Origin of the sequence: Rhizobium sp. N731, assembly GCF_001664145.1 — a bacterium.
Classification (GTDB): Bacteria; Pseudomonadota; Alphaproteobacteria; order Rhizobiales; family Rhizobiaceae; genus Rhizobium; species Rhizobium esperanzae.
Genome location: NZ_CP013601.1, coordinates 2,777,434 through 2,796,528, shown reverse-complemented (window position 1 = coordinate 2,796,528; position 19,095 = coordinate 2,777,434). Strand labels below are relative to the sequence as shown.

Genomic DNA, 19,095 nt, shown 5'->3' with positions numbered 1-19,095 from the left:
TTCTGAGTATTGTAACGGCTCTAGCGTCGTGTGCTACTTCACCCTATGACACCCCGGAGATACGTCGCGTCGGGTCAGCCGCGGGGGCATTGGGCAAGTGCTTGGAGCGGTCCACAAAATCGTATCTTGTTTCAAACAAAGATCCGGAAAAAGTCGCTTCAATGCTCGATAACTCATGCATGGCGGAACGAAAGGCCGAGGCGGATGCTAAGCTCGCGGCTGGTCTACCGGTGGATTATTTCGATTACGGAAAAGGGCGACACGAAGTCTCATTATGGTGGGTGCGATTTACAGTAGAGTCAGAACAAGCGGTTAAGAGCCCCCCGAAGCATGGGCCATATTAAAGACTGCTGCACATGACATTGCTGCTACCCGCCACGGTGCGCGGACCGATGGGGGTCGTTTTCAGGCCACGTCGGCTTATTCTCCGCCCGAGCACTGCCAGCGGATGATGCGGCAGCCGCCGGTCTGCCTGCTGCAGCTGCCGATCGCTTGGCGCTCGGCTTCGCGGCGGTCGTAACCCTAGCCGGAGCCCCAGCCGCCGCGATAGCCGACGGCGGCCACACCGCAGCCGTTGCGGAACCAGATGGTGATGCGGCAGTCATTTGCGCTGTCGTCGCAATTGCGCCTCGCGACGGTTTCGGCGGCGCCTCTGTTGCCATAGGCATGGGGCCAGCCGGTGGTGCCTGATGACGGCGAATAGGCGACGGCGCCATAGGTGTCGGCGAGCGCCGGGCCGGCGTCGGCAAGGAGCGCCAGAACTGCAAGCGATGCAGAATTCGTTTCATGAAATGCCCCGCGTGCGAATTGGCAATAGCCGTCCGCGGCAAACGATCAGAGGCCAGTGGGAGAATGTCAGCCATCCAAGTTGCAGTTGGCCGCTTTCGGCTCCAAAAGCCTCGGCTGTCCGCACTTTTCTTGGCCTCGCCATCTTTTCCTGCCGCTTCTGCTGGTTAAGGTAGCGCCTTCAACCGGACTCATTCCATGCCGCTTCGCCTCGCCACCTTCAACGTCGAAAACCTGCTGACCCGTTTCGATTTCACCGGCTTCCGCAACCAGCTGCGCCAGGACCGCGTCATCAAGCTTTTCGAGGTGAACAGCGAGGGCGTTTATCAGCAGCTCGAGCAGGCGCGGGTGATCGCCGCCACCGATGATACGAGGCAGATGACGGCGCTGGCGATCGCGGATGCCGACGCCGATATTCTCTGCCTGCAGGAAATCGACAACATGGCCGCTCTTCAGGCGTTCGAATACGGCTATCTCTTCCGCATGGTCGGAAACGGCTATCGGCAGAAATTCCTGGTTGAGGGCAATGACAGCCGCGGCATCGATGTCGCCGTCTTGATGCGCGAGGAAACGCGCGACGGCCAGAAGATTGAGCTCAAGGATATCAGAAGCCATGCGATGACGACCTATCGAGATTTCGATCTCTTCGACGAGGAACTGGCGCTTACCAACCGTATCGACGACAAGATCTTCAAGCGCGACTGCCTGGAGCTCGACCTCCTGATCGGCGGCAGGCCTTTCTCGCTCTATGTCGTGCATTTCAAGTCAATGGGCAATCCGCGCGATGGGCTGGACGGGCGGCAATCGACACTGCCGCTCCGTCGCGCCGAGGCGCGCGCCGTGCGTCGCATCATCGAGGACCGCTTCGGCGCCGGCCATACAGCTTCGAAGAGCTTTGCCATCAGCGGCGACATGAACGACTATCAGGAGCGCGTCGACGTCGTTGGGCGGCGTGGCGCCGGTTATCATTTCGAGCATCAGGTGGAGACCGAAAGCGCGCTCGACGTCTTCAGCCATGACAGCTTTGCTGAAAATGTCGTACGCCGTCGTCAGCCCCTCGACCGCTGGACGCTCTATCATGCGCGCGGGCCGCAGGAGCAGCACCTTTGCCAGCTCGATTATATCTGGCTTTCGCCCGCACTTGCCGCCCATAATGCCGGCCGCGTGCCTGAGATCATCCGCAGCGGCCAACCCTACCGCACCATCTTTCCGCCGGGGCAGGAGGTGGAGCGTTATCCCCGTACCGGCTGGGACCGGCCGAAGGCCTCCGACCATTGCCCCGTCGTCATGACACTGGATCTCCCCTGAAAGCGACCATGAAAACGAATTTGAGCAGAAGTTTTCCGAACACTGATTTTCCCGGTGATTTCGCCGGCTGGCCGCCGGAGAGCACGGTCTTCCCCATCGCCGGCGTTGATCTCCGCATCCTGCCCGGCACGCATCCTTTCGTCGCCGCAGAGGAAACGGCGATCCGCGAGAACTGGGTGAGGGAGATCGCCGCCAATCCGGCGCTCTTCGACGGGCGCCTGATCTTCCAGCAGCGGCTGTCGCTTGGCGAGGAGGGAATTTCAGGTGAGGGCTACGTCACGCCTTTTTCCGCCTTCATGTACTGGCGCCGTCAGCCGCAGCGCCAAGGCGGGCTGCACATCTTCGCCTATCCCGTGCTCGAAAGCTCCGACGGCGCGCTGGTGGCGATCCGCATGGGTGCGCACACCGCCAATCCCGGCCAGGTCTATTTCGCCGCCGGCTCGCTGGAACCGGAGGATATCTTCGACGGGCGCTGTGACATCGAGGCCAACATGCGCCGCGAGGTCCACGAGGAAACCGGCCTCGATCTTTCCGATTCGGTGGCGGGGCAGGGTCTCTTCGCCAGCCACGCCAGGCGTACGGTGACGTTGCTTAGGCTGTTCCGCTTCGACCTGACGGCCGACGAGATGGTCGAGCGGATCGAGGCCCACATGCTGGTTGCCGAAGACAAGGAGATCGCGGGTGCGGTGGCGATCCGTTCGGCTGACCGGAACGCGTATCCGTATAATATCGCCATGCTGCCGGTGATTGACTGGTATTTCGGGAAGAGGGGCGCATAGGGCGCGGCAATCGGGGGCCGACCTCGTCCTATTGTTTGGGGAAACCAGTGCGCCCAGCCAATCTCCCCACCTGTGGGGGAGATGCCCGGCAGGGCAGAGGGGGTACCACACCCGTCAAGCGCTTCCGAGAAAAAATCGATTTTCATTAACGATCCCGTGCAAATTGCCGAGTGCCGACGTCTCGTGCCTGAGACGGGTTGTTCTTACCCGAGTTAGCGCCTTGCACTCGGTCGCATGGTCGGGCAGGTTGGCGGCGGGACGATCGATTCAAGGAGGCCGATGTGGCGCGAAGCTACAGCGTCTATGACGTGTTCACCGATCGAAAGCTTGCGGGTAATCCGCTGGCGGTGGTTTTCGACGGCGACAATCTCAGCGACGAGGCGATGCAGGCGATCACCCGGGAGATCAATCTCTCCGAAACGGTTTTCGTGCAGCCTTCGACCAATCCTGCCTACGCGGCGAAGCTCAGAATCTTTACGCCGGGCCGCGAATTGCCCTTTGCCGGTCATCCCACTGTCGGCACGGCGGTGGCGCTGGCCGAGCGGGCTCACGGCGCAGCGGCGCTCGATCTCGTTACGGTGCTCGAGGAAAATGTCGGGCCGGTGCGGTGCGCGGTGCGGCTGCGAGAAGGTGAGGCGAGTTTTGCCGAATTTGACCTGCCGCGAAAATCGCAGCAGGCGGTCATGCCGCTCGACAAGCTCGGTATTGCCGATGCGCTGTCGTTGAAGGTCACCGAAATCGGCTTCGAAAATCACGTCCCCTCGGTCTGGAGCGCCGGTGTCCCGTTTCTGCTCATTCCGGTGCACGATGTCGGCACGGCGCAACGGGTGGAATTCGATCCGCAGCTTTGGGAAAAGATCGTGCCCTTCGCCGATGGCGCGCTTGCCTCGGCCTATGTCTATTGCCGCGGCGGCGTGAACCACGTGGCAAAGTTCCATGCGCGCATGTTTGCCAGCGGTATGGGCATAGTCGAGGATCCGGCCACCGGCGCGGCGGCGGCCGCGCTCTCCGGCGCAATCCGCCATTTTGACCGGCTGACGGACGGGCACCACCCGATCATGATCGAGCAGGGCGTCGAGATGGGCCGTCCATCCTTCATCCACCTGCATATCGATGTCGAAGGCGGAACGATTTCCAACGCACGGATCGGCGGCCAAGCGGTGCGGCTGGCGAGTGGCACACTCGATCTTTGAGTTACGCGAGCGCCGCGCTCCGGCAGGTGGGACGCTCTATCATCTTGAATTGGCGCGTCATCCCTCTCGAAGATCGATTCCGATTTCCAGGATTTGCGCCGCATTTCGGCGCTGCGGAAAAATCTTTGAGATTAATCAAAGAATTTTCGTTGATGCGCTAGACAAGCCTGCCGATCCTGTTTATACGCCCCGTCACACCGCGCAGCCAAGCGCGAACGGGTGATTAGCTCAGTTGGTAGAGCAGCTGACTCTTAATCAGCGGGTCGTAGGTTCGAGCCCTACATCACCCACCAAATCTCTTGATAAGATTGATTGAATTGCGTCAGCGCATGGTCTCGTTTCGAGGCCAGCGGGCAAGTCTCGGCATGACTGGCTGCGTCGACCTGCGCATCATATCTCACCCTCGTTAACGGGAGTGGTCCATGAGAACCGTCATATTCGTCGTGGCTTTATCCTTGCCGCTGCCGGCCTTTGCCGCCAGCGCAATCGAGGTCAGAGCGGGGGACCACAGCTGCAGCGAGCTTGCGCAGATCATCCGACAGAACGAGAAGGTCTTTGTCCGTGTCGGCCTCGGCGGCCGCAGCTTCCGCTACCTGCCGGCGCAATGCGGCATGGGCGACAAGCGCAGTACCGCAAGCGTTCGCGATGCCGAAGGGAGGGCTTGCGTTCTGGACTATGCCTGCGTGTTCGACCCGGCGTCGCCCTATAATTTTCCCTGAAATCAGAATTCGTTTTCAGTTGCGTAGGATATCATCCGAAACCGCTCTCGTTATTTTGCCGCCATCACGCTCTCGCATCCAGGAGTTCCCATGAAAAGCGTCCTTTTGGTCTTCGCCCTGTTGTTTCCGTCCGCAGCCCTTGCCGTCGAGGCGGTAGAGGTCAATGCCAGGGATCACAGCTGCAAGGAGCTTGCGCAAATCATCCGTAAGGACAAAGCCGTTTTCGTGCGTATGGGCATCGGCGGTCGCAGCTTCCGTTATCCGCCGGCCCGATGCAATCTGGGTGACAAGTACGACACTGCAACGGTGAGGGATGGGGACGGGAAGATGTGCGTTCTCGACTATGAGTGCGTGTACGATCCGCAGTCCTTCTACAACAGGATTCCCAATTAATATCGGGCTGCAGGTTACGCTTCACGCGGGGACCGTGAAATCGCTCGGTCTTCCCCAAGAAAAAAGGCCGGGCGAAACTCGCACCGACCTTCCTCGATCTGTCTCAATGACGGCTGCCAGTACATCCGTGGTCAGCCGTCAGAGACAAATTTCATAATCTCTAAATAAGTGCCGATTGCGGTTATTCAAGGGCTGGCCGTAGAAAAGAAGCTGGTGCCGGCCGCGTGACCCTGAGGTTGGGGTCGCCCCAGGATCATACGCTATTCGATGCATAGATCCTCCTTGGCGTGTCCTGCCGGATACGCCAAGGAGGCATCTAGCGCGGCTTCTTACGACCGGAGCGGTTACTGCTGGGCAGGAGCGGCCGGCGGGGTGGCCGGTGCAGGTGCGGGAGCAGGCGTTGCGCTGTTGTCGGTCGGAGCGATCGGTTTAGCCGGGGCCGGCTCGGACTGCGTCGTGGAGGCTGTCGTATCCGGCGAAGTGCCGGGAGATGTGCTGCTCCACTGCGAATAGGCGAATGCAGCAACAGCGATCACGGCCAATGCAGCAACCCAAACAACCCACGTATTGCTGCTGCGCGCCCTCGGCGTCGTGCGCAGGTCCAGGTTCGGGTTCAGCGGGCGGTTCGGATCGTTGGCATTATTGGGGTCGTACGTCATGGTACTTTCTCCTCTTTCGGTGAGGAAGAAATGGATGAGTGGGACTTTTGTTCCATTCTGGGGCCGAAGCGTTTGTATTGGCGGGGTTTTTGGGCTGGAGCGGCTTCTTGAGCGGCAGGCGAAAGGCAATTGCGGGGGGTGAAGCCTGAGGAGATCGCTGGCTGTCATACGCACGGCACAGCCGCCGTATAGACGGACATAACCGCAGCGTAAGTCTCGTCCTTGACAGGACGGGGTGTCTTTGCCAATGCTTTCGGTCTGGGGTTGCGATCACCCCACGAGGCGACATGCCGAAGAATCGCGTCCGGTAAAACCGATCAACGGAGGGACGCGTCATGCCGTCATTTCTCGAAATATCTCCCGATAAGCTCAGCCGCCTCATCGGAACTCCCGGGGCGCCCTGCATCATCGACGTCCGCACGGACGAGGATTTCGCGCTCGATCCACGCCTGGTGCCGGGCTCGATCCGGCGCGATCACGCCGAGGTTGCGTCCTGGGCCGATAGCATCGATGCCGATGCCGTCGTCGTGGTCTGCCACAGGGGAGCCAAGCTCAGCCATGGTGTCGCCGCCTATCTCAGGCATGCGGGAATTGAGGCGGAAAGCCTCCAAGGCGGCTTCGAAGCCTGGGCCGCGGCCGGACCAGCGGTGCCCGAGGCGAAGCTGCCGCGCCGTGACGCGCAGGGGCGCACCGTCTGGGTGACCAGGGCGCGGCCGAAAATCGACCGCATCGCCTGTCCCTGGCTGATCCGGCGCTTCATCGATCCGAATGCCGTCTTCCTGTTCGTGCCGGCCCCTGAGGTTGTTGCTGTCGGCGAGCGCTTCGGGGCTGCGCCCTTCGACATCGAGGACGTGTTCTGGAGCCATCGCGGCGAGCTCTGCACCTTCGACGTGATGGTCGAGGAGTTCGGGTTGGCATCCGAACCGCTCTTGCGCCTGGCGCAGATCGTCAGGGCGGCGGATACGGCCAGGCTCGATCTCGCGCCCGAGGCGTCCGGTCTGCTTGCCGTCTCGCTCGGCCTCTCCAGAATGTATTCCGACGATCTGGAGCAGCTCGAGGCCGGAATGCTTCTCTACGATGCCTTCTTCCGCTGGTGCCGCGATGCGACCGAAGAGACCCACAACTGGCCCGCACCGAAAAAGAGGGCATGAGATGGTCGACATGACGGAAAATGCGCCCGCCGGACAGGCGGGCAACAAGGACGCGGGCGAGGGGCATCATCACGGCGTTTCTTTTGGGGAGGCGTTCCGGGTGTGGCTGCGCGTCGCCGCCTTGAGCTTCGGCGGCCCGGCCGGCCAGATCGCGGTCATGCACCGGATTATCGTCGACGAGAAGCGATGGATCGGCGAGCACCGCTTTCTGCATGCCTTGAATTATTGCATGCTGCTCCCCGGGCCCGAGGCGCAGCAGCTCGCCGTCTATATCGGCTGGCTGATGCACCGCACATTCGGCGGTCTCGTCGCCGGCGTGCTCTTCGTGCTGCCGGGCTTCCTGTCGATCCTCGGCCTCAGCTATATCTACGCTGCTTACGGCAGCATCGGCATCGTCGCCGGCCTGTTTTTCGGCCTGAAGGCGGCCGTCCTTGCCGTCGTCGTGCAGGCCGTCATCCGCATCGGCAGCCGGGCGCTGAGAAACCGCGTCATGCTTGCCGTCGCGGCCGCCGCCTTTGTCGCCATCTTCTTCTTCCACGTTCCGTTCCCGCTGATTGTGCTGGCCGCGGGAATCATCGGCTTCTTCGGCGGCCGGCTCGGCCTCGACGCCTTCAAGGCGGGCGGCGGCCACAAGGCCGCAAGCGGCGCGGTGCTGTCGGATGCCGAATCCGCGCTGGGCGAGGGTATTCCGGCGCATGCGCGCGCCAACCTCGCCTGGTCGCTGCGCATATCGGCTATACTGCTTGCCCTTTGGTTGGTGCCGGTCGCCGTCCTTTACACGTTCTTCGGACCAGGTGACGTCTTCAGCCAGATCGGCCTCTTCTTCAGCAAGATGGCGGTCGTCACCTTCGGCGGCGCCTATGCCGCGCTCGCCTACGTCGCGCAGCAGGCCGTGCAGCATTTCGGCTGGCTGAAACCCGGCGAGATGCTGGACGGTCTCGGAATGGCCGAGACCACGCCGGGGCCGCTGATCATGGTGCTCCAGTTCGTCGGCTTCATGGCCGCCTTTCGCAATCCCGGCTCGCTCGATCCGATGCTTGCCGCCACCTTTGCCGCGATCCTGACGACATGGGTAACCTTCGTGCCCTGTTTCCTCTGGATATTCCTCGGTGCGCCCTTCATCGAAAAGCTGCGCGGCAATGTGGCGCTTGCCGGGGCAATGTCGGCGATCACGGCGGCGGTGGTCGGGGTCATTCTCAACCTCGCCATCTGGTTCGGGCTGCACACGCTGTTTGCCGAAGTCGCGCAGGTCAGTTTCGGAAACCTGCGGCTCGATATTCCCGAGCTGCAATCTGCCGTACCGGCGGCAATCGTGCTCTCCGCCACCGCCGCGATCGCACTCTTCCGCTTCAAGACCTCAGTTATCACGACGCTCTTCGGCTGTGCGATCGCAGGCATGCTCTGGACGCTGGCGATGAATTGATCAAGCCTCTGCTCCTCCGGCGGGAATGCGGGTCGCGAGCATCTTGTCGATGCGCATGCCGTCCATGTCGAGCACCTCGAAGCGCCAGTCTTCGAAGAGGAAGGTTTCGCCGGCTTCCGGGATATGCTGAAGCTGATGCAGTGCGAAGCCCGCCAGCGTATGGAAATCAGCGTCGGGGCGATCCTTGAGGCCCAGCCGTTCGAAGGCGTCGAAGGCCGGCATCATTGCGTCGATCAGCAGCGAACCGTCTTCCCGCACGACGATGTCGGGCTCCTCGTCGGCGCCCGGCAGATCGCCGGCGATGGCTTCGAGCAGGTCTGTCTGGGTGACGATGCCCTCGAGACTGCCATATTCGTCGACGACAATGGCAAGGCGCACGGGCGACGCCTTGAAGCTGTCGATCACGCGCACGACCTTGCTACCCTCGTGCAGCACCAGGGGCTGCTTGATCACCTCCAAGGGCCTGATCTTGCCGCCGTCGAGGACCTGATCGAGAAGATCCTTCTTCAGCACCATGCCGATCGGTTCGTCGATTGAGCCGCGGGCGACCAGCAACTGCTCATGGCTGCACTCTCGGATCGTTTTCAGAATCTCCGCCTCGCTGTCGTCGGCATCGAACCATTCGATGTCGAGACGCGGGGTCATGATGTCGGAGATCGGCCGGTCGCCGATGTTGAATACCCGCTCGACGAGCTGCTGCTGCACCTGGTTCAGAAGACCTGCCTCCTGGCTCTCGGCGACCAGCAACTTCAACTCCTGCGGCGAGTGGAACGAGGATTCTCCGGTTCCGGCGCGAAGGCCGACCGCCCGCAGCACGAGGTTGCCCATACCGTTCAAGGTGAAGATCGCCGGCTTGAACAATAGCAGGAAGAGGCCGAGGGGACGCACGACCGCAAGCGAGGTGGCCTCGCTGCGCTGCAGCGCCAGGCTTTTAGGCGCGAGCTCGCCGAGAACGATGTGCAGCGCCGTGATGATGACGAAAGCGATGACGATGGCGACGGTATGGGCGCCGGTCGTTACCCATGGCTCAGGCAGCCAGGAGAGCAGCGGTTCGATCAGATGGGCGAGTGCCGGCTCGCCAACCCAGCCCAGAGCCAGCGACGAGATGGTGATGCCGAGCTGGGTGGCGGCGAGATTGGCGTCGAGATTGTCGATGGCGCGCTGGAGAGCGGAGGCATTCATGTGACCGGTCGCGACAAGCTCGGCAACACGGCTGCGCCTCATCGAAACCAGTGCGAATTCGGCGGCGACGAAGAAGCCATTGGCAGCGACGAGAAAGAACACGGCTAGTATCCCGACAAAGTCGAAGAGCCCGCCCGCGGATTCGGACATATTTTGCTTACCCCTGAATTGATGCGAGTCCGAAACTACACGCTCGCACAGAGCTGGCAAGGCGCGGCCGCCATTCTTGCGATGCCGCGGCGCTTATCGCTTCGGCGCTTCGAAAAGCTCGACTGGGTTTCCGGCCGGGTCTTCCAGCAGGATCTGCTTGCCGCCGATGCCCTGGACTATGTCGTTGCGAAAATGCGCGCCCGCTTGGCGCAGCTTGGTGACTTCGGCTTCGAGGTCGGCGACTTCGATCTGGATGCGGTTCCATCCGCCGGGCTCCGGCTTTCGTCCGTCGGGCATTGCCTGGGAGGCGCCGCCCGGTCCGGTCGTGCCGCTGACGAGCAGACGAAAACCGTCCCTTGTCAGAATGGCGAAGCTCGGGGCCGGGTGAAGCGCGACCGAAAAGCCGAGATGCCGCGTGTAGAATTCCAATGCGGCGTCGACGTCGTCAACGATATAACGCATGCTGATGCCGGGCATGATTTCCTCCATCATCTCTTAAGTGGAGCGATCCCGTGCGGCGGTCCAACGGCGCCAGGCGCTCGATCGAAGGCGCGAAGCAACGCTCCGTTATTTGAATCTGCGCCCAATTCCGCAGAAAATCGAATCTGATCTTCCAGACTATGCGTCGATTGCGTCCTGTCGGGAACAACGGCTGTTCGCTGGGATATATAAGATTAAACTAAAATATTAGTTTCACCCCGCAGGCATCGGATTCCATTACTAAATTTTAATTTAAGTTTCAGTTTCGGTTCATCTTTTCGGGCCTAGTTTGCTCCTGTGCCCAACATGAGGAACCCCACATGAAAAAGCTCTTCGCAGCCCTTCTTTCCGCTTCCTTCCTTCTCTCGCCGATCATCGCCTCCCAAGCCAGCGCGGATGATTTGCGTCGCCCGCCTGTCGTCGTCCAGAAGAAGGTGATCGTCAAGAAGACCGTCGTGCGGCCGCATTGGAAGAAGGGGTATCGTGTCAACGCCCGCGAACGTCGCCAGTTTCGCGACGTCAACGACTACCGCCGCTACCGCCTGGCGCCCCCGCCCCGCGGCTATCGCTGGGTCCGCGCCGACAACGATTTCCTGCTGATCGGCGTTACCAGCGGGGTGATCTCCAGTATTGTCGTCGGGCGCTGATTGGCGCGGCTTCGGCCGCCTTTTCGGCGCAACGGCACTATCTGTTCCGCGATGACCCTGAGCAATCCCCTGGCTTTTCGCGGCGTCTCATCGACAACGTCATGCGTCAAAGGATGCAGCCCCTCGATCGGCGGCAATGGATCGCATTCCTCGCAGACGCAGCGATAGCGTTTGATCGCTGTCGCCTTCATGCCGCCTGCCGGCTCCAGCTGGTGAAGGGGTCGGGCAGGTTGCGCCAGTGTTCGGGTGTGAAGGCATCGCCTTGCACCAGACAGGCGTCGAGTTCGCTCCTGATCCAAGCCTCGTCATCGGGTCGGCGCCGATGAAGGCGATTTCCTGGCGGCGGTCGCCCCAGACGGGGTCGAGATAGGGGCCGATGGCACGGAGGAAGCCGGGTTCCTCGGGCCATTGTTCGCGCGGCACGGAAGCCCACCACAGGCCCATCATGGAGGTGCGGACGATCGCGCCCGCCTGGCTGACCTCGCCGACATGGTGCGGCCGCGTGGCCAGCCAGAAGAAACCCTTGGCGCGCACCACGCCCGGCCATGTCCTGTCGAGAAAGGCCTGCAATTTTGCCGGATGGAAGGGCCGCTTCTCGCGATAGACGAAGGAGCGAATGCCGTATTCTTCGGTCTCCGGCAGGTGACCCCTGAAGCCGTGCAGTTCCTTGTACCAGAGCGGATGGGTCTCGGCCCTCCCGATGTCGAAACGGCCGGTGCCGAGCACCTCATTCAGCGCAACCTTGCCGAAATCCGCCTCGATCAGTTTGGCATCCGGATTGAGGCCGACGATGATCTTGCGCGCGGCGTCGCGGGCTTCTTCGCTTGCCGTGCCGATCTTGTTCAGCACCACGACATCGGCAAATTCGATCTGTTCGACCAGCAGGTCGACTATGGTTCTGTTGTCGCCGTCGCCTGCGGATTCGCCGCGGTCGGCGAGAAAATCGGCCGAGGCGTAATTGGCGAGCAGATTGGCGGCGTCGACCACGGTCACCATCGTGTCCAGTCTTGCGACGTCGGAAAGGCTCCGACCATTCTCGTCGCGGAATTCGAAGGTGGTGGCGACGGGCAGGGGCTCGGCGATGCCTGTGGATTCGATCAGCAGGTAATCGAAGCGGCCCTGATCGGCGAGATCGCGCACCGCCTTCAACAGGTCGTCGCGCAGCGTGCAGCAGATGCAGCCATTGGTCATCTCGACCAACTCTTCCTCGGTGCGCGAGAGATTGGCGCCGCCATCGCGCACCAGTGCGGCGTCGATGTTGACCTCGCTCATGTCGTTGACGATGACGGCGACGCACAGGCCCTCGCGATTGGCGAGCACATGGTTGAGCAGCATCGTCTTGCCGGCGCCGAGAAAGCCGGAGAGCACCGTGACCGGAAGTCTGTTGTCCATGGGAATCTCACTAATATTAATGTTATATCATTACATAGTTGATGCCGAAAAAAGGCGGAACGGGGTCATCCGCCTCTTTCCGCCTCAGCTCTTTCCAGGGCGTCGCATGAAGATCATGCGCTGGAAAGGCAGCCCTTCATGCTATCGGCAATGCCGCGCATGAGGGTGAAGTAGAGATCGGGGCCGGCCTTGAGCGTCGCCGCTTCCGGGTCGAGCACGCCTGATTTGGCGCTCGTGCCCTCGATGACGACCTTGACGAGGCGCGGCTCGAATTGCGGCTCGGCAAAGACGCAGGTTGCGCCGAGTTCGCCGACCTTGCGGTGGATTTCCGAGACGCGCTCGGCGCCGGGAATGGTTTCCGGGCTGACGGTGATCGAACCGGCGACGCGGATGCCGTAGCGGTGCTCGAAATACTGGTAGGCGTCGTGGAAGACGACGAAGGGCTTGTCCTTGATGGGCGCGACGGTGTTAGCGATCTCCTTGTCCAGCGCCGTCAGCTTGTCATCAAGCGCCTTAGAATTGGCCTGATAGGTCAGCGCATTGGCGGGATCGGCGGCGACCAGCGTGGTGGTGATGACAGTGGCCATCGCCTTCGCATTCATGGGATCGAGCCAGAGATGCGTATCGAAGGCGCCATGGCTGTGCTCATGTTCTTCGTGATCCTCATCATGCGCGTGGCCATCGTCATGTCCGGGCTCAGCCCCATGATCGTGACCATGGTCATCTCCGGAGGCATTTTCATGGTCCCCGTCGTCATGTGGCTCGAAGGCGCCGCCTTCGCGGAAGGGCAGCTTGGTCATGCCTGGCGCATTGTCGAGTTCGACGACGCTGGCGTTCGAGCCCAAAGCTTCGAGCGGCTTTTCGAGAAAAGCCTCCAGGTTCGGGCCGACCCAAAAGATGACCTTGGCCTCCTGTAGCGACCGCGCGTTCGAAGGCTTCATGCTGTAGGTGTGCGGAGAGGAGGCGCCATCGACGATTAGCTCCGGCTCGCCCACGCCCTCCATAATTGCCGCAACCAGCGAATGGATCGGCTTGATCGAGGTGACGACGACGGGCGCATCGGCTGCCTGCATCGTGCCGGCAAAGAGCAAGGCGGGCATCGCAAGGGCCGGGATGGCGAGCGTAGCCGTAATTCTGAGGGCCAGGCTGTGCAGGGTAGGCCCCAAGGCGCGTTTCATCATATGCTCCGCTTGAATTGTAAGTGTTATGTTATTACATCAATTGCGTTATGCTATAACGTGTGCAATAGCAGGATGCAACAGCGCTTTCGGAAATTTTGATGCTCTCTCCCGCAAATACCAAGGGCGAACGGCTGGTTTCGCTCGAAGATGTCGGCGTTCTGCGCGGCGGCCGCTGGCTGGTGCGCGGCGTCGAATTTTCCGTTTCGCGCGGCGAGATCGTCACGCTGATCGGTCCGAACGGCTCGGGCAAATCGACGAGCGCCAAGGCGGCGATCGGCGTGCTGAAGCCCGACGAGGGAAGGGTCGAGCGTCTTTCCGGCCTCAAGGTCGGCTATGTCCCGCAGAAGCTTTCGATCGACTGGACACTGCCGCTGACGGTGCGCCGGCTGATGACGCTGACCGGGCCGCTGCCGGAGCGCGATATGCAGGCGGCGCTCGAAGCCGCCGGCATTGCCCATATGATCGGCGCCGAGGTGCAGCATCTTTCCGGCGGAGAGTTCCAGCGGGCGCTGATGGCGCGGGCGATCGCCCGCAAGCCTGACCTGCTGGTGCTTGACGAGCCGGTGCAGGGAGTGGATTTCTCGGGCGAGATCGCGCTTTACGATCTGATCAAATCGATCCGCAATGCCAGCGGTTGTGGCATCCTGCTCATCTCGCACGATCTCCATGTCGTCATGGCCGAGACCGATACGGTGATCTGCCTCAACGGCCATGTCTGCTGCCGCGGCACGCCCGAGGCCGTCAGCCGCAGCCCGGAATATGTACGCCTGTTCGGCAGCCGGGCGGCCCAGACGCTCGCCGTCTACAGTCACCACCACGATCATACGCACCTGCCGGATGGGCGCGTGCTGCATGCGGACGGCTCAGTGACGGATCATTGCCATCCCGAAGATGGACATCACCCGCATGAGCACGCTCATGATTCCCATGAGCATGCACATGGCCAAGATCATGGGCATGCGCATGCGCACGCTCATGACGATCATCATGGGCACGATCATGCTCATGAACACGCCCATTCCCGCAGCGGGGAGGGCCGCCATGCTTGACGATTTCTTCGTGCGCGCCATCCTTGCCGGCGTCGGGCTGGCGCTGACGACCGGGCCGCTCGGCTGCTTCATCATCTGGCGGCGCATGGCCTATTTCGGCGATACGATCGCCCATTCGGCGCTGCTCGGCGTCGCATTGTCGCTGCTGTTCGAACTCAACCTGACGCTGGCGGTCTTCGCCGTCGCCGCGCTCGTCTCGGTGCTGCTGCTCTTCCTGCAGAAGCGCCAGGCGCTGTCGGCCGATGCGCTGCTCGGCATCCTCTCGCATGCGACGCTCGCGATCGGCCTCGTCATGGTCGCCTTCATGAGCTGGGTCAGGATTGATCTCATCGCATTCCTGTTCGGCGATATCCTGGCCGTGTCCACCACCGATATTGCGCTGATCTGGGGCGGCGGGCTGTTCGTGCTGGCGGCGATCGCCTGGCTGTGGCGCCCGCTCTTGGCTGCCACCGTCAATGCCGAGCTTGCCGAGGCCGAGGGGCTGAGACCCGAGCGGGCGCGGCTGTTCTTCATGCTGCTGATGGCCGTCGTCATTGCCATTGCCATGAAGATCGTCGGCATCATGCTGATCACTTCGCTGCTGATCATTCCGGCGGCGGCCGCACGGCGCTTCTCGGTCACGCCGGAAATCATGGCTGTGCTCGCCTCGCTGATCGGAGCGGCCGCCGTCGTCGGCGGGCTGTTCGGCTCGCTGACCTACGACACGCCGTCCGGCCCCTCAATCGTCGTCGCGGCGCTGATCCTCTTCATTCTCAGCCTGCTTCCCGTCAGGCGCCGCGCGCTTGCGCAAGGACAAGGCTCATGACAACACCGCAACTCACCAAGAACCAGTCGCTGGTCTTCGAGGTGCTTGAGAAGGCCGAGGGGCCGCTCAGCGCCTATACCATCCTCGACAAGCTGCGCGACCATGGTTTTCGCGCGCCGCTGCAGGTCTACCGGGCGCTGGAGAAACTGCTCGAATATGGCGTCGTGCACCGGCTCGAAAGCATCAATTCCTTCGTCGCCTGCGCCCATCCGGGCGACAATTGCCACAGCCACGGCATCGTCGCCTTTGCCATCTGCGAAAGCTGCGGCCAGGTGATGGAATTCCATGACCACGAGGTCGACCACCGGCTGATGAGCTGGGTGCGTGGGCAGAAGTTCAAGCCGGAGAAGACCACGATCGAGATCCGCGGATTGTGCGAGGCCTGCGCGGCGTAAGACGGGAAACCGTTCCGTTGCCAACGATAGGGCGATCAAAAAGATAAGGCCGGCAAACCGGCCCTCCACTTGTTGACCACCTTTTTCCGTCCGAGTCATCCTCGCGCTAGCTTTCGCTAGCTTCGAGGATCTGCCCCGTGTCGACCGTACGGAGATGCTCGCGACAAGCGCGAGCATCAGGAAAAAAGGGTTCGCCCGCTCTGCCGGCCAGCCGAGTGGCGGGCAAACCGCCTTAATCGTTCCGATCAGTTTTTGCCGGAACCGCCCTTGCCGGCGCCGTCATTGCCGCTGCTGCCCGCGCCGTCGTTGCTGCCCTTGCCGGCACCATCATTGCCGCTGCTGCCCGCACCGTCGTTGCCGCCCTTGCCGGCGCCGTCATGGCCGCTGCTGCCCGCGCCGTCGTTGCTGCCCTTGCCGGCACCGTCATGGCCGCTGCTGCCCGCGCCGTCGTTGCTGCCCTTACCGGCACCATCATTGCCGCTGCTGCCCGCGCCGTCGTTGCCGCTCTTGCCGACACTGTCATTGCCGCTGCTGCCCGCGCCGTCGTTGCCGCTCTTGCCGGCATCGCCATTGCCGCTGCTGCTCGCGCCGTCGTTGCCGCTCTTGCCGGCATCGCCGTTGCCGCCGCTGCTCGCGCTGTCGTTGCCGCCCTTGCCGGCATCGCCATTGCCGCTGCTGCCCGTGCCGTCGTTGCCGCCCTTGCCATGGCCGTGATCTTCCTCGCCCTTGTCGCCCTTGTCGCCCTTGCCGCCCTTGTCGCCCTTGTCGCCCTTGTCGCCCTTGTCGCCCTTGTCGCCCTTGTCGCCCTTGTCGCCCTTGTCGCCCTTGTCGCCCTTGTCGCCCTTGTCGCCCTTGCCGCCCTTGTCGCCCTTGCCGCCCTTGTCGCCCTTGTCGCCCTTGTCGCCCTTGCCGCCCTTGCCGCCCTTGTCGCCCTTGTCGCCCTTGCCGCCCTTGTCGCCCTTGTCGCCCTTGCCGCCCTTGCCGCCCTTGTCGCCCTTGTCGCCCTTGTCGCCCTTGTCGTCCTTGCCGCCCTTGTCGCCCTTGTCGCCCTTGTCACCCTTGCCGCCGCTGCCGCCCTGGTCACCGCTGCCGCCCTGGTCACCGCTGCCGCCCTGGTCACCGCTGCCGCCCTGGTCACCGCTGCCGCCCTGGTCACCGCTGCCGCCTTGATCGCCGCTGCCGCCCTGGTCACCGCTGCCGCCTTGATCGCCGCTGCCGCCCTGGTCGCCGCTGCCGCCCTGGTCGCCGCTGCCGCCCTGGTCGCCGCTGCCGCCTTGATCGCCGCTGCCGCCCTGGTCACCGCTGCCGCCCTGGTCGCCGCTGCCGCCCTGATCACCGCTGCCGCCATTTTGGCCGACGTCTTTGCTGTCCCCGTCATCGCCACCGTTGCCATTGCTGGCGTGCGAGCTGGCGCTGGATGTCTTCTTGCCACCCGCGTCGTGACTGCTGCGATCCTTATCGTTCGGACCGAACTTGCTGTCGGTCTGTATTGCCCGCGTGGGCATGCACAGCCTGTATTCGAGGGTGCCGCGGACTGCGGCCTTGCAATTAACAACTGTGGGGGCTGCCGTTGCCAAGCTGCTGCTTGCCAGAAGGGACGCCACAGCGAGGCTGAATTTTGCTGCTCTGCCGATCATTTCACTCGTCTCCCAAGGTTAATTAACCGTTAATTGGAAGAACGTTTATACTAATAAGGGATTAATATGAAGAATAAACAATGGTTAATCTGTTCCAATCATCAAATACAGTTAAATTCACAAGTATAAAATTTTAATAAATTTTTATACTGGCTGTGTTATTCTCCCGTGACGAACAGAGGGAATCGGCCATGAAGCGTCTCCTTTCTCTTGCGGTATTTTTGGTGATTGTTCCGCATTTTCAGGCAGTTGCGGGATCGTCGCTGCCCGTGACGCGAAGCATCGGCGCACCGGTGGGATTCGCTGCGGCCTGCGCCAAGTACAAGTGGCTGTGCGGCAGGACGGTGGCGCAACAGTTGGACGAGCAGGCGGGAATAGCGCTTCTTCAAAAGGTCAATCGTGCCGTAAACGGACGTATCGTTTCGGCGGAAGATCGCTCGTCATCCGGAAATGGGGATGTCTGGTCACTGCCGGTTGCCGGCCGTGGCGACTGCGAGGATTATGCGCTGCAGAAGATGAAGGACTTGATCGAGGCGGGTTTTCCATCGAACAGGCTGGCGCTTTCCGTGGTGATCGGACCGCATGATCAGAACCACGTCGTTCTGATTGCCCGCACGGCCGGCGGCGATTATGTGCTCGACAATCTGACCAGCGCCGTGAAGCCCTGGCGCACGACGGGTTACACGTTTCTGGCCACCCAGGATTTCCAGTCGCGCACCGGCTGGCGCGTGACGCTTGCCGGTCCCCGCGCCGGCGAGTTCTCCTGAGCTGAAAGCCGCAGCGCGGCGCGCTCGCTGCCGCTGCCGAATGCTTCAGCCGCGCAAGGAATTCGTCTGTGGCCAAAACCGAACTTGCCGATCTCTACCGAGGCTACATCGCCTGCCTGAATCGGCAGGACTGGCCCGATCTCGGCCAGTTCGTCGACGAGGATGCGGTCCATAATGGCCGGCGGCTTGGGCTTGCGGGCTACGTCGCCATGCTGGTGCGGGATTTCGATCTGATTCCCGATCTTTCTTTCAATGTGCGGATGCTTCTTATCGATCCGCCTTACGTTGCCTGCCGGCTTGGCTTCGACTGTTCGCCGAAAGGAAAATTTCTCGGGCTCGATGTGAACGGCAGGCGCCTTTCCTTCACCGAAAACGTGATCTACGAATTTCGCGGCGGAAAAATCATCGAGGTCTGGTCGGTCATCGACAAGGCGGCGATCGAGGCTCAGCTTGTGGACGGGCTGTGACACGGCGGAGCGGGACTTCGTCAGAGGATGGCGACGCGCTCGCCGAAAGGCGTATCCTTGTCGAAATTGCGGGTGCCGATCCGCTCGCTTTCACCGGACAGGAGCGGCTGTTCCGCTGCTTCCCCGGCCTCTTCTCCTTCGCCCGATCGCGCATGCCCATGCCGCTTTCCATGCTGCTCCTCGTCGACGAGCAGATCCGGATGCGGAATGAGAGTGCCCGCACCATTCGTCTCCGCAGCTCCCTTCGATGCCTGCTGATCGGCCAAGATCTGCGACTGGCGGGCGGCAACCCAGGCATTGTCTGGTTCCGAGCCGATCGAGGTGCTGATGCCGACCTTGGTGGGCTCGGACGCAGCTGTGGAGGAGATGCTGTTGACGGCTTCGACCATGGGGCACTCCTGCTGGTGTGAACCGGCGGACCAGTTGAGCCGTCATCCGACGGCTGATTGCCGATCCAGGATTTCAAATATTGGGCGTCAGCGGGAAAACGCAAGGCGGCATGGCTGCCCTCTGGAAAAGGCGGAATCAGGTG

20 protein-coding genes, 1 tRNA gene and 1 pseudogene are annotated in these 19,095 nt (G+C 62.0%); 14 read left to right on the top strand and 8 right to left on the bottom strand.

The window, feature by feature from the left end:
• Positions 1 to 522: 522 nt before the first annotated feature.
• Positions 523 to 759, bottom strand: a complete 237-nt coding sequence (locus AMK02_RS30140; protein ID WP_237358354.1) for a DUF4189 domain-containing protein — start codon at positions 757 to 759, stop codon at positions 523 to 525.
• Positions 760 to 984: 225 nt separating this feature from the next.
• Here AMK02_RS30140 and AMK02_RS13835 point away from each other — a divergent pair, with 225 nt between their 5' ends.
• The 6 genes from AMK02_RS13835 (at position 985) to AMK02_RS13810 (ending at position 5,178) form a co-directional block, all read left to right on the top strand.
• Complete coding sequence (locus AMK02_RS13835; RefSeq protein WP_064803605.1) at positions 985 to 2,094, top strand: endonuclease/exonuclease/phosphatase family protein; 1,110 nt, start codon at positions 985 to 987, stop codon at positions 2,092 to 2,094.
• Between the two features lie 8 nt (positions 2,095 to 2,102).
• Positions 2,103 to 2,873 (top strand): hypothetical protein, encoded by a 771-nt coding sequence (locus AMK02_RS13830; RefSeq protein WP_064803603.1) that lies wholly within the window; start codon positions 2,103 to 2,105, stop codon positions 2,871 to 2,873.
• Between the two features lie 281 nt (positions 2,874 to 3,154).
• Complete coding sequence (locus tag AMK02_RS13825; RefSeq protein WP_064803601.1) at positions 3,155 to 4,066, top strand: PhzF family phenazine biosynthesis protein; 912 nt, start codon at positions 3,155 to 3,157, stop codon at positions 4,064 to 4,066.
• 217 nt (positions 4,067 to 4,283) lie between these two features.
• Positions 4,284 to 4,359: transfer RNA gene (locus AMK02_RS13820), tRNA-Lys, on the top strand.
• A gap of 129 nt (positions 4,360 to 4,488) precedes the next feature.
• A complete protein-coding gene (locus tag AMK02_RS13815) occupies positions 4,489 to 4,785 on the top strand; it encodes a hypothetical protein (protein ID WP_064803599.1) in 297 nt (98 codons plus the stop codon).
• A gap of 90 nt (positions 4,786 to 4,875) precedes the next feature.
• Positions 4,876 to 5,178, top strand: coding sequence for a hypothetical protein (locus AMK02_RS13810; RefSeq protein ID WP_064803597.1), 303 nt, complete (start codon positions 4,876 to 4,878; stop codon positions 5,176 to 5,178).
• 344 nt (positions 5,179 to 5,522) lie between these two features.
• Here AMK02_RS13810 and AMK02_RS13805 read toward each other — a convergent pair whose 3' ends face one another.
• Positions 5,523 to 5,837, bottom strand: coding sequence for a hypothetical protein (locus tag AMK02_RS13805; RefSeq protein ID WP_064803595.1), 315 nt, complete (start codon positions 5,835 to 5,837; stop codon positions 5,523 to 5,525).
• Between the two features lie 335 nt (positions 5,838 to 6,172).
• Here AMK02_RS13805 and AMK02_RS13800 point away from each other — a divergent pair, with 335 nt between their 5' ends.
• A complete protein-coding gene (locus AMK02_RS13800; protein WP_064803593.1) occupies positions 6,173 to 6,988 on the top strand; it encodes a chromate resistance protein ChrB domain-containing protein in 816 nt (271 codons plus the stop codon).
• Position 6,989: 1 nt separating this feature from the next.
• On the top strand, positions 6,990 to 8,411 hold the full coding sequence (gene chrA, locus AMK02_RS13795) for a chromate efflux transporter (RefSeq protein WP_064803592.1): 1,422 nt from the start codon (positions 6,990 to 6,992) through the stop codon (positions 8,409 to 8,411).
• Here the strand turns inward: chrA and AMK02_RS13790 are convergent, their stop codons facing one another.
• Both AMK02_RS13790 and AMK02_RS13785 read right to left on the bottom strand, forming a co-directional pair.
• Positions 8,412 to 9,743 (bottom strand): hemolysin family protein, encoded by a 1,332-nt coding sequence (locus AMK02_RS13790; protein ID WP_064803590.1) that lies wholly within the window; start codon positions 9,741 to 9,743, stop codon positions 8,412 to 8,414.
• Between the two features lie 93 nt (positions 9,744 to 9,836).
• Positions 9,837 to 10,220 carry a VOC family protein gene (locus AMK02_RS13785; RefSeq protein WP_064803589.1) on the bottom strand — a complete coding sequence of 128 codons (384 nt, stop codon included), beginning with the start codon at positions 10,218 to 10,220 and terminating at the stop codon, positions 9,837 to 9,839.
• A gap of 323 nt (positions 10,221 to 10,543) precedes the next feature.
• On the opposite strand from AMK02_RS13785, the gene AMK02_RS13780 reads away from it, so the two are divergent.
• Positions 10,544 to 10,870 carry an RcnB family protein gene (locus tag AMK02_RS13780; RefSeq protein ID WP_064803587.1) on the top strand — a complete coding sequence of 109 codons (327 nt, stop codon included), beginning with the start codon at positions 10,544 to 10,546 and terminating at the stop codon, positions 10,868 to 10,870.
• Positions 10,871 to 11,057: 187 nt separating this feature from the next.
• On the opposite strand, the pseudogene AMK02_RS13775 reads toward AMK02_RS13780, so the two are convergent.
• Both AMK02_RS13775 and znuA read right to left on the bottom strand, forming a co-directional pair.
• Positions 11,058 to 12,262 (bottom strand): annotated as a pseudogene (locus AMK02_RS13775) (GTP-binding protein).
• A gap of 113 nt (positions 12,263 to 12,375) precedes the next feature.
• Entirely contained in the window at positions 12,376 to 13,440 is a 1,065-nt protein-coding gene (gene znuA / locus AMK02_RS13770; RefSeq protein WP_064803585.1) for a zinc ABC transporter substrate-binding protein ZnuA, read from the bottom strand.
• Between the two features lie 101 nt (positions 13,441 to 13,541).
• Here znuA and AMK02_RS13765 point away from each other — a divergent pair, with 101 nt between their 5' ends.
• The 3 genes from AMK02_RS13765 to AMK02_RS13755 are packed head-to-tail and all read left to right on the top strand — an operon-like array spanning position 13,542 to position 15,692.
• Positions 13,542 to 14,492 (top strand): ATP-binding cassette domain-containing protein, encoded by a 951-nt coding sequence (locus AMK02_RS13765; RefSeq protein WP_064803583.1) that lies wholly within the window; start codon positions 13,542 to 13,544, stop codon positions 14,490 to 14,492.
• Positions 14,485 to 15,297 carry a zinc ABC transporter permease subunit ZnuB gene (gene znuB / locus AMK02_RS13760; protein WP_020921701.1) on the top strand — a complete coding sequence of 271 codons (813 nt, stop codon included), beginning with the start codon at positions 14,485 to 14,487 and terminating at the stop codon, positions 15,295 to 15,297. Before AMK02_RS13765 ends, znuB begins: the two co-directional genes overlap by 8 nt.
• Complete coding sequence (locus AMK02_RS13755; protein ID WP_064803581.1) at positions 15,294 to 15,692, top strand: Fur family transcriptional regulator; 399 nt, start codon at positions 15,294 to 15,296, stop codon at positions 15,690 to 15,692. The genes znuB and AMK02_RS13755 overlap by 4 nt, the downstream gene beginning before the upstream one ends.
• A 245-nt stretch (positions 15,693 to 15,937) precedes the next feature.
• On the opposite strand, the gene AMK02_RS32150 is transcribed toward AMK02_RS13755, so the two are convergent.
• Positions 15,938 to 17,197, bottom strand: a complete 1,260-nt coding sequence (locus tag AMK02_RS32150; RefSeq protein WP_335726305.1) for a hypothetical protein — start codon at positions 17,195 to 17,197, stop codon at positions 15,938 to 15,940.
• A gap of 323 nt (positions 17,198 to 17,520) precedes the next feature.
• Between AMK02_RS32150 and AMK02_RS13745 the strand changes: the two genes are divergently transcribed.
• Entirely contained in the window at positions 17,521 to 18,096 is a 576-nt protein-coding gene (locus tag AMK02_RS13745) for a transglutaminase-like cysteine peptidase (protein ID WP_064803577.1), read from the top strand.
• Positions 18,097 to 18,164: 68 nt separating this feature from the next.
• A complete protein-coding gene (locus AMK02_RS13740) occupies positions 18,165 to 18,563 on the top strand; it encodes an ester cyclase (RefSeq protein ID WP_064803575.1) in 399 nt (132 codons plus the stop codon).
• 20 nt (positions 18,564 to 18,583) lie between these two features.
• Here the strand turns inward: AMK02_RS13740 and AMK02_RS13735 are convergent, their stop codons facing one another.
• On the bottom strand, positions 18,584 to 18,952 hold the full coding sequence (locus AMK02_RS13735; RefSeq protein ID WP_064803573.1) for a hypothetical protein: 369 nt from the start codon (positions 18,950 to 18,952) through the stop codon (positions 18,584 to 18,586).
• Positions 18,953 to 19,095 lie beyond the last annotated feature (143 nt).